13 protein-coding genes are annotated in these 15,916 nt (G+C 70.0%); 8 read left to right on the forward strand and 5 right to left on the reverse strand.

All coding sequences use genetic code 11. The features are described 5' to 3' along the window. Positions 1-206: 206 nt before the first annotated feature. Positions 207-962 carry an SDR family NAD(P)-dependent oxidoreductase gene (locus NMK44_RS24360; RefSeq protein WP_254746475.1) on the forward strand — a complete coding sequence of 252 codons (756 nt, stop codon included), beginning with the start codon at positions 207-209 and terminating at the stop codon, positions 960-962. Positions 963-1,088: 126 nt separating this feature from the next. Here the strand turns inward: NMK44_RS24360 and NMK44_RS24365 are convergent, their stop codons facing one another. Continuing rightward, on the reverse strand, positions 1,089-2,147 hold the full coding sequence (locus NMK44_RS24365) for a hypothetical protein (protein WP_254746477.1): 1,059 nt from the start codon (positions 2,145-2,147) through the stop codon (positions 1,089-1,091). Positions 2,148-2,649: 502 nt separating this feature from the next. Continuing rightward, entirely contained in the window at positions 2,650-3,843 is a 1,194-nt protein-coding gene (locus NMK44_RS24370; RefSeq protein WP_254746479.1) for an RtcB family protein, read from the reverse strand. 159 nt (positions 3,844-4,002) lie between these two features. On the opposite strand from NMK44_RS24370, the gene NMK44_RS24375 reads away from it, so the two are divergent. From NMK44_RS24375 to NMK44_RS24385, 3 genes are all read left to right on the forward strand, one after another. After that, a complete protein-coding gene (locus tag NMK44_RS24375) occupies positions 4,003-4,938 on the forward strand; it encodes a DUF3558 domain-containing protein (protein WP_254746481.1) in 936 nt (311 codons plus the stop codon). Positions 4,939-5,082: 144 nt separating this feature from the next. Beyond that, positions 5,083-5,886, forward strand: a complete 804-nt coding sequence (locus NMK44_RS24380; RefSeq protein ID WP_254746483.1) for a hypothetical protein — start codon at positions 5,083-5,085, stop codon at positions 5,884-5,886. A gap of 96 nt (positions 5,887-5,982) precedes the next feature. Then, a complete protein-coding gene (locus tag NMK44_RS24385) occupies positions 5,983-7,401 on the forward strand; it encodes a DUF2637 domain-containing protein (protein WP_254746485.1) in 1,419 nt (472 codons plus the stop codon). Positions 7,402-7,497: 96 nt separating this feature from the next. Here NMK44_RS24385 and lysS read toward each other — a convergent pair whose 3' ends face one another. Beyond that, positions 7,498-9,252 carry a lysine--tRNA ligase gene (gene lysS, locus NMK44_RS24390; RefSeq protein WP_254746496.1) on the reverse strand — a complete coding sequence of 585 codons (1,755 nt, stop codon included), beginning with the start codon at positions 9,250-9,252 and terminating at the stop codon, positions 7,498-7,500. 148 nt (positions 9,253-9,400) lie between these two features. On the opposite strand from lysS, the gene argS reads away from it, so the two are divergent. After that, positions 9,401-11,191, forward strand: coding sequence for an arginine--tRNA ligase (argS, locus tag NMK44_RS24395; protein WP_254746498.1), 1,791 nt, complete (start codon positions 9,401-9,403; stop codon positions 11,189-11,191). 100 nt (positions 11,192-11,291) lie between these two features. On the opposite strand, the gene NMK44_RS24400 is transcribed toward argS, so the two are convergent. Together NMK44_RS24400 and NMK44_RS24405 are read right to left on the reverse strand one after the other, a co-directional pair. Beyond that, positions 11,292-11,891, reverse strand: coding sequence for a Uma2 family endonuclease (locus NMK44_RS24400; RefSeq protein WP_254746500.1), 600 nt, complete (start codon positions 11,889-11,891; stop codon positions 11,292-11,294). Positions 11,892-11,991: 100 nt separating this feature from the next. Beyond that, positions 11,992-13,524 carry an alpha/beta hydrolase gene (locus NMK44_RS24405; RefSeq protein ID WP_254746502.1) on the reverse strand — a complete coding sequence of 511 codons (1,533 nt, stop codon included), beginning with the start codon at positions 13,522-13,524 and terminating at the stop codon, positions 11,992-11,994. A 217-nt stretch (positions 13,525-13,741) separates the two neighbouring features. Here NMK44_RS24405 and NMK44_RS24410 point away from each other — a divergent pair, with 217 nt between their 5' ends. From NMK44_RS24410 to NMK44_RS24420, 3 genes are all read left to right on the forward strand, one after another. Next, positions 13,742-14,323, forward strand: a complete 582-nt coding sequence (locus NMK44_RS24410; RefSeq protein WP_254746504.1) for an AMIN-like domain-containing (lipo)protein — start codon at positions 13,742-13,744, stop codon at positions 14,321-14,323. Positions 14,324-14,445: 122 nt separating this feature from the next. Beyond that, on the forward strand, positions 14,446-15,249 hold the full coding sequence (locus NMK44_RS24415) for an SDR family NAD(P)-dependent oxidoreductase (RefSeq protein WP_254746506.1): 804 nt from the start codon (positions 14,446-14,448) through the stop codon (positions 15,247-15,249). 38 nt (positions 15,250-15,287) lie between these two features. Next, the gene (locus NMK44_RS24420; protein WP_254746508.1) at positions 15,288-15,908 is read left to right on the forward strand and encodes a nucleoside/nucleotide kinase family protein; all 621 of its coding nucleotides are present in this window, start codon (positions 15,288-15,290) and stop codon (positions 15,906-15,908) included. Positions 15,909-15,916 lie beyond the last annotated feature (8 nt).

Consider the following 15,916-nt stretch of genomic DNA (forward strand, 5'->3'; position numbering starts at 1 on the left):
CTTGGGCATGGGGATGCTCCTCCGCCGGCGCCACGCCGGTCGCTGTGCTCCCTTCCCCAGGCCCCCGAGCCCGTAGCGGTTTCCGATCTTGAGTCCCCTGATTGGAGGAAAATCTGACCGTCATATCCTGCGTACGGATCACCCACGGACGGACCAGTCCGCATCCCGGCGCGAAGCTCGCCATCGGATACGTCACAGGAGGGCCGATGACCACCCGTACCGCAGTCATCACCGGCGCCAGCAGCGGCATCGGCGCCGCGACCGCTCACCGGCTCGCCGCCGCCGGTTTCCGCGTCGTCCTCACCGCGCGCCGCGCGGACCGGATCGAAGCGCTCGCCGCCGAGCTGACGGAGGCGGGCCACGAGGCCCGGGCGCACGTCCTGGACGTGACCGACCGCGAGGCCGTGAACGCCTTCGCCGCCTCCCTCGACCGCTGCGACGTCCTGGTGAACAACGCGGGCGGCGCCGTCGGCACCGAGACCGTCGCCAAGGCCGAGCCGGACGACTGGCGGGCGATGTTCGAGGTGAATGTGCTGGGCGTCCTCCAGGTCACCCAGGCCCTGCTGCCGGCGCTCACCGCGTCCGGCGACGGCACGGTCGTCGTGATGTCCTCGACGGCGGGCCATCTCGCGTACGAGGGCGGCGGCGGATACGTGGCCGCCAAGCACGGAGCGCACGCCATCGCCGCCACCCTGCGGCTGGAGCTGTGCGGTGAGCCGGTGCGGGTCATCGAGATCGCGCCGGGCATGGTCAAGACGGACGAGTTCGCGGTGAAGCGGTTCCGCGGTGACGCGTCGAAGGCCGCCGCCGTCTACGAGGGCGTCGCCGAGCCGCTCACCGCGGACGACGTCGCCGACACCGTGGAGTGGGCCGTCACCCGGCCCTCCCACGTGAACATCGATCTGCTGGTGGTCCGGCCCCGCGCCCAGGCCGCCCAGCACAAGGTCCACCGCGAGCGCTGAGACGGCCCGGGGATACCTGGCCCGAGGGGCCGGGCTCCGTTTCCGGCGGGCACGGCGAACGAAGAGCCCCGCCGCTCCGTGCCCGGAGCGGCGGGGCTCATGGCTGCGACTGGCCGCGACGGTGGCTCAGCCGACGCAGCCGGTCACCGACGGTGCACTGCCGAGGCAGTTGTTGGGGATATTGCCGGCCACCGCGGACGCATTCACGGTGGTGGTGGCGGCGTTGTTGTAGATGCCACCCGCGGTCGTACCCGCCCTGTTCGTGACGACGGCGCTGGTGTTGACCGTGGTGTTCGCGCCGGTGAAGGTGGCCAGTCCACCGCCGAACGTAGTCGCCCTGTTGGCCTGGAAGACGCTGTTGTTGATGGTCGCCTGACCACTGGCGCTGAAGTTGGCCAGCCCGCCACCGCGGTTCGCGGTGTTGCCGGTGAAGATGCCGCTGGTGAGCGTCAGGGTCTTGTCGTTGGCCAAGCCACCACCGTCACCATTGGCGGTGTTGCCGGCGAACTGGGTACCGGTGACCGTCAGGTTGCCGTCGTTGGCCAGCCCGCCGCCATTGACATTTGCCGTGTTCTGCGTGATGAAGCTGGACCGGATGGTGCCCGTGGTGCCGGTGTCGAAGCCAAGGCCGCCGGAGAAGTTTCCGCTGTTGGCGGTCACCCTGGTGGCGAAGAGATCGAGTGAACCCCCTCCGCTGACTCCGATGCCACCGCCGAATCCGGACGCGGAGTTCCCGCGGATCGTGCTCGACTGGATATCGGTGATGCCGTTGGTGAAGATGGCACCCCCATTGCGAGCGCTGTTGCCGGTGATGGTGCTGGCGTTCCTGACCTTCAGCGTGCGTCCCGAATCGACGAGAATCGCGCCACCGTCATCGGCGGCATCGAGATCACCGTTGCGCAAGGTGATCGAGTTGAGGGTGAGCTTGCCGGCCGGGCCCCCCACTTCGAAGATGCGGAAGAGCGGCGAGCCCGTATCGCGCTCGATCGTCGCGAAGTTGCCGTTGATGGTGACATCCGCGGTGATCACGGGCAGCCCGTTGGAGTCGTTGTCGGTGGAGTCGAGGGTGTAGGTGCAACCCGGCGGGAGATCGATGGTGCCGCCACCGCCGTTGGCCGCGATGATGGCGTTCTTCAGGTCCCCGACCGTACAGCCGATGGGTGCGGCGGATGCCGGGGTGGGCATGGCGGCCAGTCCGAGGGCCAGCGCGAGGGCGGCGAGTACACCGCCCGCTCTGGGTGAGAATCTCATGTGAACTCCTTGTGTCGTGGGAAGCCGTTGGTCGGCTTGGCCCATGAATCGGAGTTGAGACCGCTGCAGCGCCGGATCGGGACGATCGATTGCGGCGACCGTATCCGGCCGCCTCCGCCCTCACGGCGGTTCAGATCTCAGCTCGGAGCGAGACAACGCAAGTGCGGAACAAAGCGGTGCCACGCCCAGCCACATTGAACTCAGACACCACAGCGAGAAAAAGGCGTGAACAACACACCCTGAAGCCAAGAGGAGCTCATGGGACAATCCGACAAGGAATGCCCGGGGACAACGCGCGCGCCGGGGTACGCCTCCGGTTCCACAGCACGGGGACGCCGCCTTTCCACCCGTCCCCTGATACGCGAAGCCCCCGGAATTCACCTGGAGGGAATTCCGGGGGCATATTTCACATTCGCGTACGGACGCCGCGCCGCGCTCAGCCCTTCACACACACCACCTGCTTGAGCCTCGCCACCACCTCGACGAGGTCCCGCTGCTGGTCGATGACCTTCTCGATCGGCTTGTACGCACCCGGGATCTCATCCACGACGCCGGAGTCCTTACGGCACTCCACGCCCCGCGTCTGCTCCTCCAGGTCCCGTGTCGAGAAACGCTTCTTCGCCGCGTTGCGGCTCATCCTCCGGCCCGCGCCATGCGAGGCCGAGTTGAACGAGTGCGCGTTCCCCAGGCCGCGCACGATGTACGAACCGGTGCCCATCGAGCCCGGGATGATCCCGTAGTCACCGCTGCCCGCGCGGATCGCGCCCTTGCGGGTGACCAACAGGTCCACGCCTTCGTAGCGCTCCTCGGCCACATAGTTGTGGTGGCAGGAGATCACCGGCTCGAAGACCGGCTTGGCCTTCTTGAACTCCCGGCGGACCACGTCCTGGAAGAGCGCCATCATGATCGAGCGGTTGTACTTCGCGTACTCCTGCGCCCAGAAGAGATCGTGCCGGTACGCCGCCATCTGCGGGGTGTCCGCGATGAAGACGGCCAGGTCGCGGTCGACCAGGTTCTGGTTGTGCGGGAGCTTCCGGGCCTCGCCGATGTGGTACTCGGCCAGCTCCTTGCCGATGTTGCGGGAGCCGGAGTGGAGCATCAGCCAGACCGAGCCCTCGTCATCGAGACAGAACTCAATGAAGTGGTTTCCCGAACCGAGCGAACCCATCTGCTTGGTGGCCCGGCCCTGACGGAACTTGACCGACTCGGCGACACCGTCGAAGCGCCCCCAGAAGTCGTCCCATGTCGCGGTCGGGAATCCATGGAGACGGCCCGGGTCCACCGGATCGTCGTGCATCCCCCGGCCCACCGGGATCGCCTGCTCGATCTTGGACCGCAGCCGCGACAGATCTCCGGGCAGGTCGTTCGCGGTGAGTGAGGTCTTGACCGCGGACATACCGCAGCCGATGTCGACGCCGACCGCCGCCGGGCACACCGCGCCCCGCATCGCGATCACCGAGCCGACCGTGGCGCCCTTGCCGTAGTGCACATCGGGCATTACGGCCAGGCCCTTGATCCACGGCAGGGTGGCGACGTTGCGAAGCTGCTGCATGGCGACGTCCTCGACCGTCGTGGGATCCGTCCACATACGGATCGGGACGTTCGCCCCGGGTACCTCGACGTACGACATGATTTACTCATTCCCCCGTGAAAGACAGAAAACGCAAAAACCGGGCCTATGCCTTATTGAAGGCGGTCGACCGGCAGGCACGGCAGCGCGTGCGGTAGACATTGTGTCCAGCCACCGCCTCCGGGCGGCAAGCAGTTTTCGCTCGAAGGGACACGGACAGTGCAGCCAGCGCAGCGGAGGGCGTACGGACGGCGTGCCACCCCGGCCGTCGCCGTGCTCATCGGCGTGCTCGCGGCCGTCGGGCTCAGCGGATGCACCGGCTCCGGCTCGGAGCCCAGCGGGGACGACGGCTCCTCGGACGACGCGGGCCGGCAGGTCTCGGCCGAGCCCGGCCGCTACACATCGCTGCCCGAGGCGTGCAGCGCCGTGAGCGCCAAGACCCTCCAGACGCTGCTGCCCGGCGGCGAGGAGGAGGACAAGGCGTACGAGGGCCAGGCGGCGCTCACCTTCGACATCGACCGGCGCGACGGCTGCCGCTGGAAGATGGAGACATCCGCCGGCACCCGCTATCTGACCTTGGACTTCGAGCGGGTGGTCTCCTACGACCCGGCCGTCAGTGATGACGACCGGGCACAGGAGTCCTATGAGGAGAAGGCCGTCGCGGCGCATATCCCGGACGCCCCGAGCAGCCCCGCGCCGACCGACGACGGTTCCGATACGCCCGGCGCGGCGTCCGACGACGAGGGCGGGAGCGGCGACGACGGCACGGTCGCCGGTTCGGAGCCCGGCTCCGCCACGGACGACTCCGGCAAGAAGGGCAGCAAGTCGGACGAGGGCGACAAAACGCCGAAGGGTGATGAGTCGCCTGAAAGTGAAGAAAGCGATGAAAGTGCCGCCGAGGACGAGGACTCCGCGGACACCGCGCCGCGCCGTCTCGACGATCTCGCCGACGACGCTTTCCTCAATGACCAGCTGATCACCAAGGACTCCGGTGTGCACCGTGACATCACCGTGGTGTTCCGGTCCTCGAATGTGATTGCCACCATTCGCTACAACCAGTGGTCGACCGACAAGAAGAGCATTCCCGATAGCGAAGAACTGCAGGAAAACGCGGAAGACTTGGCCCAGGAGCTGACCGACACCCTGAACGAATAGCGGGCCCGGCAGCACCCGTGGAATGACCTCGGACACCCCGCGAAGACCTCGGAGATTGGGACGCCCGCGCGTCGGCCGCGTACCGTGCCGACTAATGACGCGGGCGGTACGTCCGCCCATCGACAGAGAATGAGCGAAGGATCCATGCACCGTTCAGCCCCGCGACTCGCCCGAATACTCGCCTGCGCGACCGTACCTGTGGTGCTGGTGGCAGGTTGCTCGTCCGGTTCCGATGACGACAAGAAGAACGCGGACAGTCCGTCCAGATCTTCCTCGCCCAGTCCCACCCCGACCGTAGCGAAGGCAAAGTTCAGCAAGCTGCCCGATGTCTGCACCTCCCTGTCGGGGAAGACCGTCGGCGAGCTTGTGCCGAAGGCGGAGAGCAAGAAGGGCAAGGCGCTGCCCTCGGCGGACACCAATACGTCCGCGAGCTGTCTGTGGAGCGGCCTCGACGGATTCAAGTACCGGTCGCTGACCGTCTCCCTCAAGCTCTTCCACTCCGACTCCGGAATGGGCACCGGTGACAAGCGCGCCCAGGCGTACGCGGGCCAGCAGGCCACCAAGGCCGCCACGGCCGACGGCGCCAAGGACGCCAAGACCGAGCAGGCCGGGGCCATCGGCGACGCGGCGACCACGGTCAGCACCAAGAGCAAGAAGGACGGCGACGACTTCCGTAACCAGACGGTCGTCGCCCGTACGGCCAACGTCGTCGTGGTGATCGAATACGACGGTGCCGGTTACGAGACCGCCAAGGCACCCGACGCCGGCGACCTGATGAAGGACGCCAAGGACGCGGCCAAGGAGGTCGTGGAGTCCGTCGCCAAGGGTGACCAGGGCGACAAGGGCACGTCGAGCGACTCCAGCGACGCGAACGGCTCCGGAAAGTCGGGCGACAAGTCCGGCGACAGCGGCTCTTCCGACAAGGACAAGAAGAAGAGCGGCGCCTGAGCCCTCCCGCCACCCCTTCCCGTCCGCGGCGCTTGACGTGTATGCGACGCTGGGCGCGCTGTTGCCAAGGACGGGGAGGGATCGCGGGTGGCCGCGATGCAATTGACACGCACGCATCGAATACTGATCGGGGTGGTCGTCGCCGGAGCGGTGGTGATCGCCGCGATCGGCTTCGCCGGCTCCTACGCGGCCGTGCGCGATCTCGCACATGACAAGGGTTTCGGGGACTTCGCCAACGTCTTTCCCATCGGCATCGACGCCGGGATCGTCGTGCTGCTCGCGCTGGATCTGCTGCTCACCTGGATCCGGATCCCCTTCCCCCTGCTCCGCCAGACGGCCTGGCTGCTGACCGCCGCCACGATCGCCTTCAACGGCGCGGCCGCCTGGCCCGATCCGCTCGGCGTCGGGATGCACGCGGTCATCCCGGTGCTCTTCGTGGTGTCCGTCGAGGCGGCGCGGCACGCGGTCGGCCGGATCGCCGACATCACCGCCGACCGGCATATGGAGTCGGTCCGCATCGCCCGCTGGCTGCTCGCGCCGGTGCCCACCTTCCGGCTCTGGCGCCGGATGAAGCTGTGGGAACTGCGCTCCTACGACGAGGTCATCAAGCTGGAGCAGGACCGGCTGGTCTACCGTGCCCGGCTGCGGGCCCGCTACGGGCGCGCCTGGCGCCGCAAGGCGCCCGTCGAATCGCTGATGCCGCTGCGGCTGGCGCGGTACGGGGTGCCGCTGGCGGACACCGCCCCCGCCGGACTGGCCGCGGCCGGTCTGGAGGCGACCGCGGTCCTGCCGTCCGCACTACCGGCCGGTACGGGCGCGGGGTCGTCCGACGCGGCGGACGCGGACGGCGTCACCGGCCCGGCGGTGTACGACGCACCCGGAGCCGAGACCGGCGTGCCGGGGACCCCGGGCGCCCCCACCGCGCCCGGCGCGGTCCCCGTCCCCGGAGCCGCCGGGCAGCCCGGCGGTGTCGGTGTGCCCGGTGCCCCCGGCGCCGGTCCGGCGGCCCCGGCCCCGGCCCCCGCCGGACCGCAGGAACTGCCGCTCTCCCTGCCGCTGCCGGTCTACCAGCAGACCGGTTACCAGCAGGCCGCGTACCAGCAGCCGGTCACCGCCGACCCGGCACCGCAGCCGCAGCCGGGGCAGCAGCCGGAAGCGCCCGATCAGCAGCAGGTGACCGTGCCCGTGAGCCCCGGCCGGGTGCGCCAGCTCGGCGGTCAGGGCGTGCTGAACGGCCAGGGCGCCTACGTCCCCGAACAGCGCGAGCCGGAGTCGTACCCCGGTTACGAGACGGTGGGTCAGCCGCCGGCCCAGCTCCCGGACGATGTCCCCCAGGACGAGGTGTTCTACGGCGCCTTCCGCCAGTACACCGCCGACAACCGCCGGTTCCCCTCGGCCTTCCAGTTCGGACAGCTGCTCCGGGAGACCTACGGCATCAGCGAGCTGAACAACAACGATCTGATGGCCTACATCAAGGACTTCAAGGAGCGTATGCAGGCCGAGCAGATCCCGTAGGACGGCCGGCCGCGCAGGTCCATCCGTACACGCCGAAGGGGGCGGACCGGGAAACCGGTCCGCCCCCTGCGCGCGATGCGATGCGCGCGATGGCGATCAGGCCGCGAGCAGCTTGCGCACCCGGTCCGCCCCCACCGCCAGCAGCAGCGTGGGCAGCCGGGGGCCGGTGTCCCGGCCGACCAGCAGCTCATAGAGCAGTGCGAAGAACGCGCGCTGCGCGACCTTCAGCTCCGGGGTGGGCTTGGCGTCCGGGGCCAGCCCCGCCTGGATCTTCGGCACGCCGTAGACCAGGGTGGTCAGCCCGTCCAGCGACCAGTGGTCGTCCAGGCCCTCCAGCAGGAGCCGCAGCGATGCGCGCTCGGTCTCGCCGAGTGCGCCCAGCCGCTCGGTGTCCGGCTCCTCGCGCACCCGGGTGCGCTGGTCGGCCGGGACCTGGGTGGTGATCCAGCGCTCGGCCTTGTCGAGCCGCGGCCGTGTCTCCTCCAGCGACTTCACCGGGTTCTCCGGGTCGAGGTCGCTGAGGATCCGCAGCGTCTGCTCGTCATGGCCGGTGGTGATGTCCACCACCGACGCCAGCGTGCGGTACGGCAGCGGACGCGGGGTGGCCGGGAGCTCCCCGCCCGCGGTGCGGGTCGCGCGGCTGTGCGCGGCGGCGTCCGCGGGCTGGGCCGAACCCTCGGCGATCTTGCGCTCCAGCGCGTCCCACTCGTCGTAGGTCCGCTGGATCTCCTGGTCAAAGGCGATCTTGAAGGCCTGGTTGGGGCGGCGGCGGGCGTACAGCCAGCGCAGCAGCGGGGCCTCCATGATCTCCAGGGCGTCGGCCGGGGTCGGCACCCCGCCCTTGGAGGACGACATCTTGGCCATACCGCTGATGCCGACGAAGGCGTACATCGGTCCGATGGGCTGGTCTCCGCCGAAGACCTCGCGCACGATCTGCCCGCCGACGACGAACGAGGAGCCGGGCGAGGTGTGGTCGACACCGGAGGGCTCGAAGACCACGCCCTCGTACGCCCAGCGCATCGGCCAGTCGACCTTCCAGACCAGCTTGCCGCGGTTGTGCTCGCTGAGCCGGACCGTCTCGGCGTGGCCGCACGCGCAGGTGTAGCCCAGCTCGGTGGTCTCGTCGTCATAGGAGGTGACGGTGGTCAGATCGCGCTCGCACACCGAGCAGTACGGCTTGTACGGGTAGTAACCCGCGCTGCCCGCGCTGCCGTCGTCCTCGGCGGCCGCGCCGGAGCCCTCGGCGGCGGCGAGCTCGGCCTCGTCGACCGGCTTCTGCTGCTGCTTCTTGCCGCCCTTGGCCGCACCCGGCTTGTCCTTGGTGCGGTACCGGTCGAGCACGGCGTCGATCTGGGCGCGGTGCCGCATCGCGTGCAGGATCTGCTCGCGGTAGGTGCCCGAGGTGTACTGCTCCGTCTGGCTGATGCCATGGAACTCGATGCCCATCTCCCGCAGGGCCTCGATCATCGGCGCCTTGAAGTGCTCGGCCCAGCTTGCGTGGGGGGACCCGGGCGGGGCCGGGACCGCGGTGAGCGGCTTGCCGATGTGCTCGGACCAGGACGGGTCCACCCCGGCCGGGACCTTGCGGTACCGGTCGTAGTCGTCCCAGGACAGGATGTGGACGCACTCGTGTCCACGGCGCCGGATCTCATCGGCGACCAGGTGCGGGGTCATGACCTCGCGCAGGTTGCCGAGGTGGATCGGGCCGGACGGGCTGAGTCCCGAGGCGCAGACGATCGGTTTGCCGGGGGCGCGGCGCTCCGCTTCGGCAATGACCTCGTCGGCGAATCGGGAGACCCAGTCGGTCTCGGTGCTCTGAGCCACGGTCGGCACTTCCTTCCTAGCGGTCATGGCACCGCCCATTGTCCCAGACGGAACGGGCACCTCCGGGGCCCTGTGGACAGTCTGTCCACAGGGCCGGAAATCCGGTTGGACACACCGTGAAATACTGGGCTGGCCACATCGGCAACCCAGACCTCTACGGAACGGCATCTCACCCATGGCCTCGGTTCCCTCTCTTGCCGCTACGGTCCACCAGCGCGTCTCGGACGCCCTCTCGGCTGCCCTGCCGGAGGCCGCGTCGGCCGACCCGCTGCTGCGACGAAGCGACCGGGCCGACTTCCAGGCCAACGGGATGCTGGCGCTCGCGAAGCGGCTCAAGGGGAATCCGCGCGAGCTGGCCACGAAGGTCGTGGAGCACATCCCGGTGGCCGCGACCTCGGCCGACCCCGATTCGGTGATCGCGGACATCGAGGTCTCCGGCCCCGGCTTCCTCAACATCACGGTGGCCGACTCCGCCATCACCGCCACCCTCGCCGCGCGCGCCGCCGACGAGCGCCTGGGCGTGCCCCACGCGCCGGACGCGGGCACCACCGTCATCGACTACGCCCAGCCGAACGTGGCGAAGGAGATGCACGTCGGCCATCTGCGGTCGGCCGTGATCGGTGACGCGGTCGTCCGGATCCTGGAATTCTCGGGCGAGAAGGTGGTCCGCCGCCATCACATCGGCGACTGGGGCACCCAGTTCGGCATGCTCATCCAGTACCTGATCGAGCACCCGCACGAGCTGGACCACAAGGACCAGGCGTCCTCCGGTGAGGAGGCCATGTCCAACCTCAACCGCCTCTACAAGGCCGCGCGCTCCCTCTTCGACGCGGACGAGGAGTTCAAGGAGCGGTCCCGGCGCCGGGTGGTCGACCTCCAGGCCGGGGACGAGGAGACCATCGCCCTGTGGCGGAAGTTCGTCGATGAGTCGAAGCTCTACTTCTCCTCGGTCTTCGACAAGCTGGACATGGAGATCCGCGACCCCGACGTGGTCGGTGAGTCCGGGTACAACGACATGCTGGCGGAGACCTGCCGTCTGCTGGAGGAGTCCGGTGTCGCGGTCCGCTCCGAGGGCGCGCTCTGCGTCTTCTTCGACGACGTCAAGGGCCCGGAGGGCAAGCCGGTCCCGCTGATCGTCCAGAAGTCCGACGGCGGCTTCGGCTACGCGGCCACCGACCTCTCCGCGATCCGCGACCGGGTGCAGAACCTCCAGGCCGACACCCTGCTGTATGTGGTGGACGCCCGGCAGTCGCTGCACTTCAAGATGGTCTTCGAGACCGCCCGCCGGATCGGCTGGCTGAACGAGAAGACCCATGCCCTGCAGCTCGCCTTCGGCACCGTCCTCGGCAAGGACGGCAAGCCGTTCAAGACCCGTGAGGGCGAGACGGTCCGGCTGGTCGACCTGCTGGACGAGGCGATCGACCGGGCGGCGGCCGTCGTCCGGGAGAAGAGCGAGAAGCTGGGCCTGTCCGAGGAGGAGATCGCCGAGCGTGGCGCCCAGGTCGGCATCGGCGCCGTGAAGTACGCGGACCTGTCCACCTCCGCCTCGCGCGACTACAAGTTCGACCTGGACCAGATGGTCTCGCTGCACGGCGACACCTCGGTGTACCTCCAGTACGCGTACGCCCGGATCAAGTCGATCCTGCGCCGCGCCGGTGAGGGCCAGACGCCGGTCGCCCACCCCGAGCTGCCGCTGACCCCGGCCGAGCGGGCCATGGGGCTGCACCTGGACCAGTTCGCGGAGGTGGTGCGCGAGGTCGCCAAGGGGTACGAGCCGCACAAGCTGGCCGCGTATCTCTACCAGCTGGCCTCGCTGTTCACGACCTTCTACGACCAGTGCCCGGTGCTCACTGCCGAGGGTGGTCCGTCCCAGGCCGCGAACCGCCTCTTCCTGTGCGAGCTCACCGCCCGCACCCTGCACCAGGGCATGGACCTGCTCGGTATCCGCACCCCCGAGCGGCTCTGATCACCTGACGGAGCCCCGCGCTCCGGAACGGCCGACAGCGCCCCGCCCCCGTCGCGAACGGGGGCGGGGCGCTCTCATGCCCGTGGATGCGCGGCGAGGATCAGCCGTACCGGGTGAAATCCCCCGTGGTGATCTTCAATCCGAGTGCCGTCAGCTCGATGTCCTCGCCGTACAACCCGTGGAGGACTCCTTGATAGGCCCCTTCACGGGGCACGGTGTACAGGGTCCATGTGCCGTCCCGGGGGTCGACGATCAGATAGGTCGGCACGCCCGCGTCGGCGTACCAGCCGACCATGTCCCGGGTGTCCTTGGAGCTGTTGCCCTTGGAGACGACCTCGCAGACGAGCTCGACATCGCCGGGGTCGGCCAGCCATTCGTCCGACTCACCGAAGCCCGCGTCGCAGACCAGGAGATCAGGCGTCGCGTAGTCGTCCTTGTCCCCAGGCATCGACACGGATGCGACCTGGTACGACTCCAGGTGGTCCGGCAATGCCGGGTCGATCTGACGGAAAAGGGCGTTGATGATCCCGGCGTGCCTGCCACGCAGGGTCGGGGACATCATGAGAACTCCTCGGATGATCTCGGCACGCAGGCCACTGGCTTCCTCGGCTGCTTCGGCGGCCTTGCGAAGCGGGGTCATGCCGGGCTCCGGCGGAGTGAGGCCCACGATGTCCTCTCTTCCGACAAGCGATGTCGTCATGGTGTATTCCCTTGCGATACGAAATTCTAGCCGCGGGAGCGGCCGCCATCCCGTGACCGTGGCAGTCCCCCGCCGCCCGTGTCAGCCAAGGCGCCGGAGGTCACCGCATCGAGCTAACGGGGCCCTGACCGGGGACGGCTGGGCAGGTGATGTCCCCGGCCGGTCGCTCACCGGTCAGCAGGAAATCGGTCACCCGGCGGTCCGCACAGGCACTGCCGCCTCCCCCCGTGTAGGCCGCGCCGTGGCCCATCGCGTCCACGCTGACCATCCGCGCCCGGTCGCCATAGGCGCGCCGCAGCTTCAGGGCCTCGCGGTACGGGGTGGCCACATCGCGCTTGTTCTGCACCAGCAGGACGTTCGACGGGCCCTGGTCGGTGATCCGCACCGGCTTGTCACGTGGGGCGTCGTGCCAGAACGCGCACGCCGAGACGTTCACCGGCATCCCGGCGGTCAGCGGGTGGCTCTTGCGGCTCGCGGCGACATCGCGCGCGTAGCCGGGCAGGGACCGCGGCCACTCCACGTCGTTGCAGAGGGTCGCCAGGGACACCGCCGCGATGTCCTGACCGGGGTCGGGCGGGATCGCGCCGGGCACCTTGCCCGCGTCCGCGTCCACGATCAGCCGGGCCAGGCCCTCGAAGTTGTTCCGGGAGAACAGGGCGGTGAGCACGCTCTGGCGGAACACATTGCCGTTCAGCTCCGGCGGGTTGGCGCCGGGCCACGCCAGCGGCTTCGCGTCCAGCCGGTCGGCCAGGTCCAGGACCCGGCGGCGCACCCCGGCGGGGGTCCCGGCGAGCCGGACCGGGCTGTCGGGGGCAGAGGCCCACGCGGCGAAGTCCGGGAAGGTGTCCTCCACGCCGACGGCGTAGTTGGCGAGCCAGCCGCGCCCCACCCGCTCCGGGTCCGGGTTGTCATTGCTGTCCAGCACCCAGCGGTCGGTGCGCTCGGGGAACATCTGCGCGTACACCGACCCCGCGTACGTTCCGTAGGAGGTGCCCCACGCCGACAGCTTCCGCTCCCCGAGCGCCCGGCGGATGCTGTCGATGTCCCGCGCCTCGTTGACGGTGCTGAGGCTGCGCACCAACGCACCACCGTTGCGGGCGCAACGGTCGGCGATACGGCGTCCCGTGGTCACGTTCCGCGCGATGCTCCCGTCGGCGGCGGGCCAGGGGCGCGCGGCGGTCAGCGACAGATCGGCGGTGGACAGCCCGCAGTCGGCCCGGGTGGACGCGCCCAGGCCGCGCGGATCGAAGCTGACGAGGTCGTAGGCGTCCCGTACCGACTGCGGCAGCCGCTTGCCGTACGTGGTGGGCCGGTCCAGGCCCGGCGCCCCCGGGCCGCCCGGAATCAGCAGCAGGACACCCCGGCGCTCATGCGGCCGTTCACTGGCGATCCGCGAGACGGCGAGGGAGATCCGCTTCCCGTCGGGGTCGCGGTGGTCCAGCGGTACCTTCAGCGTCGCGCACTCCTGGCGCGGATCGGATGAAGTGCCCGGACAGGGCCCCCAGTCGAGCGGCCGGCCGGCGGCGGAGGGGTCGCCGACGGCCGCGTCGGCACCGGAGACGGTGGTGAGCACCGCGGCCGTGGCGGCGGTGGCGAGGGCGAGCGCGGTGGTCCTGGCGGAGAGGGTTCGCATGACGTCGAGCCTCGTGGAACCGGGCCGACGATCCCATCCGGCCACCCGGCGGACGCCCTTGGGGGCTAACCCCCGCCACTCCGTCCACCGGTCGGCGTACTCTGGCCGGAACGCGATCGTCCTCTTTGCGACAGTTTCCGTCATGGGCACAACCTCGGACGGCTACGGTCCGTCAAACCCCTTGTACATCCCTTGTCCACTCTCATGGGGGTTCGATATGCGACGGTGGGGGACCGCGCTCGCGGCGATGGCGCTGGCGGGAGCAGGACTGGCGACGACGATGGGGACGGCGCACGCCGCCGCCAAGCCGTCGGCGGCGGCCGCCTGCGCCACCGGCTGGGGCAGCGGCGAGAAGAGCGCGCAGACAGCGGCCTACAAGCCGCTGGAGAACATCAGGACCGGTCAGCACGAGTGCTTCGACCGCATGGTCTTCGACGTCAAGGGGGCCACGGCGGCCGACAAGCCCGGCTACCGGGTGAGTTACGTCGACACCCTCTACCAGGACGGTTCCGGTGAGGAGATCCCGGTCGGCGGCGGCGCCGTCCTGGAGATCCGGGTGGCCGCACCCAGCTACGACCCCGAGACCGGGGCCGAGGCGTACCCGGGCCGTGCCCGCAAGCCTCTTCCGGGTGTGAACCTGACGGGGTACAAGACCTTCAAGGACACCCGGTTCGGCGGCAGCTTCGAGGGCGACACCCAGGTCGGGCTGGGCGTGCGGGCCCGGCTTCCGTTCCGGGTGTTCCAGTCCGACGGCCACGTGATCGTGGACGTGGCGCACTCCTGGAACGCGGTGCGCTGACGCCGGACCGGCGGGGGCGGACCCGTGTCCGTCCCCGTCCCGCACGGGCCGGCCGCCGTGTCCGGCCGGCCCGTGACCGGCGCCCATGGCCCGTTCCCGGGCGCCGTAGCAGGATGGGGTGCATGATCGAACCGGCAGATACCTCCATGGCCCCCCGCTCCGCGCCCCCCGGACTGCTCGACGGCAAGGTCGTCCTGATCACCGGCGCCGGACGGGGCATCGGCGCCGCCTCGGCCCGGCTCTTCGCCCGTGAGGGCGCCGCGGTGGTGCTGACCGCCCGCACCGAGTCCCAGCTCAAGGCCGTGACCGAGGAAGTGCGGGCGGCGGGTGGCACCGCCGACTACGTGTGCTGCGATCTGGCCGACACGACGGGTGTCCAGGCGGCCGTCGACCGGACCGTAGAAATACACGGCAGACTGGACGCCGCCTTCAACAACGCGGGCGCCGCCATTCCGCCCGCCCCGCTGGCCGATGTGACCGAGGCCGACTTCGACCTGATCACCACCGTCAGCCTCAAGGGCGTCTGGCGCTCCATGGCGGCCGAGATCAAGGCCATCCAGGCCACCGCGGGCCGCGGCGCCATCGTCAACAACTCCAGCGTCGGCAGCTTCCGCGGCAACGCCGCGCTGCCCGCGTACGGCGCGGTCAAGCGGGCCGTCAACAGCCTCACCGAGTCCGCCGCGATCACCTACGGACCGGAGGGCATCCGCGTCAACGCCGTCGCGCCCGGCACCACCATGACCGAGATGATCGAGGCGTGGGCCGAGCGTTCGCCCGGGGTCGTCGACCAGCTCAACGCCCGGACACCGCTGCGCCGCCCCGCCGAGCCGATCGAGGTCGCCGAGGCCGCGGCCTGGCTGCTCAGCGACCGCGCCTCCTACGTCACCGGCGCGGTACTGCCGGTCGACGGCGGTATGCGAGCCTGAACCCCTACCGCTCGCACCCGTTGCCCGAAGGCGCCGCCATGACCCCCCAGGACCTGCTGGACCGCGCCGAGCGGCTGGCCGCCCCCGGCACCCGCCGACTGCTCGGCATCGCCGGGGCTCCCGGCGCCGGGAAGACCACCCTGGCCGGACGGCTGGTGGACGCGCTCGGCCCGGAGCGGGCCGTCCTGGTCCCGATGGACGGCTTCCACCTGGCCGACGCGGAACTGCGCAGACTCGGCCTCTTGGACCGCAAGGGCGCCCCCGAGACCTTCGATCCGTACGGCTACACCGCACTGCTGCGGCGGCTGCGCGCGCCCCGGTCCGGGGAGACGGTGTACGCGCCGGGGTTCGACCGCGAGCTGGAACAGCCGCTGGCGGGCGCGGTGCCGGTGGCACCCGAGGTGCCACTGGTGATCACCGAGGGGAACTACCTGCTGCTCGACGAGGGACCGTGGCGTCCGGTGCGCGCACTGCTGGACGAGACCTGGTGGATCGAGCTGGACGGCGAGGAGCGGATGCGCAGGCTGATCGACCGCCATGAGCGGTTCGGCAAACCGCGGCCGGAGGCCGAGCGGTTCGTGCTCCGCTCCGACGAGGCCAACGCCCGCCGGGTGGCACCCGGGCGGGCGGTGGCCGATCTCGTGGTCAGGGGCGGATGACCGGCCCC

It is taken from the genome of Streptomyces cucumeris (genome assembly GCF_024295805.1).
Taxonomy (GTDB): domain Bacteria; phylum Actinomycetota; class Actinomycetes; order Streptomycetales; family Streptomycetaceae; genus Streptomyces; species Streptomyces cucumeris.

What these genes read in the sequence shown, in the direction of transcription:
- NMK44_RS24400 (WP_254746500.1), bottom strand. Translation starts at nt 11,891, where the DNA reads ATGACGACATCGCTTGTCGGAAGAGAGGACATCGTGGGCCTCACTCCG.
- NMK44_RS24420 (WP_254746508.1), top strand. Translation starts at nt 15,288, where the DNA reads ATGACCCCCCAGGACCTGCTGGACCGCGCCGAGCGGCTGGCCGCCCCC.
- NMK44_RS24415 (WP_254746506.1), top strand. Translation starts at nt 14,446, where the DNA reads ATGATCGAACCGGCAGATACCTCCATGGCCCCCCGCTCCGCGCCCCCC.
- NMK44_RS24360 (WP_254746475.1), top strand. Translation starts at nt 207, where the DNA reads ATGACCACCCGTACCGCAGTCATCACCGGCGCCAGCAGCGGCATCGGC.
- NMK44_RS24365 (WP_254746477.1), bottom strand. Translation starts at nt 2,147, where the DNA reads ATGCCCACCCCGGCATCCGCCGCACCCATCGGCTGTACGGTCGGGGAC.
- NMK44_RS24405 (WP_254746502.1), bottom strand. Translation starts at nt 13,524, where the DNA reads ATGCGAACCCTCTCCGCCAGGACCACCGCGCTCGCCCTCGCCACCGCC.
- NMK44_RS24385 (WP_254746485.1), top strand. Translation starts at nt 5,983, where the DNA reads ATGCAATTGACACGCACGCATCGAATACTGATCGGGGTGGTCGTCGCC.
- lysS (WP_254746496.1), bottom strand. Translation starts at nt 9,252, where the DNA reads ATGACCGCTAGGAAGGAAGTGCCGACCGTGGCTCAGAGCACCGAGACC.
- NMK44_RS24380 (WP_254746483.1), top strand. Translation starts at nt 5,083, where the DNA reads ATGCACCGTTCAGCCCCGCGACTCGCCCGAATACTCGCCTGCGCGACC.
- NMK44_RS24370 (WP_254746479.1), bottom strand. Translation starts at nt 3,843, where the DNA reads ATGTCGTACGTCGAGGTACCCGGGGCGAACGTCCCGATCCGTATGTGG.
- argS (WP_254746498.1), top strand. Translation starts at nt 9,401, where the DNA reads ATGGCCTCGGTTCCCTCTCTTGCCGCTACGGTCCACCAGCGCGTCTCG.
- NMK44_RS24410 (WP_254746504.1), top strand. Translation starts at nt 13,742, where the DNA reads ATGCGACGGTGGGGGACCGCGCTCGCGGCGATGGCGCTGGCGGGAGCA.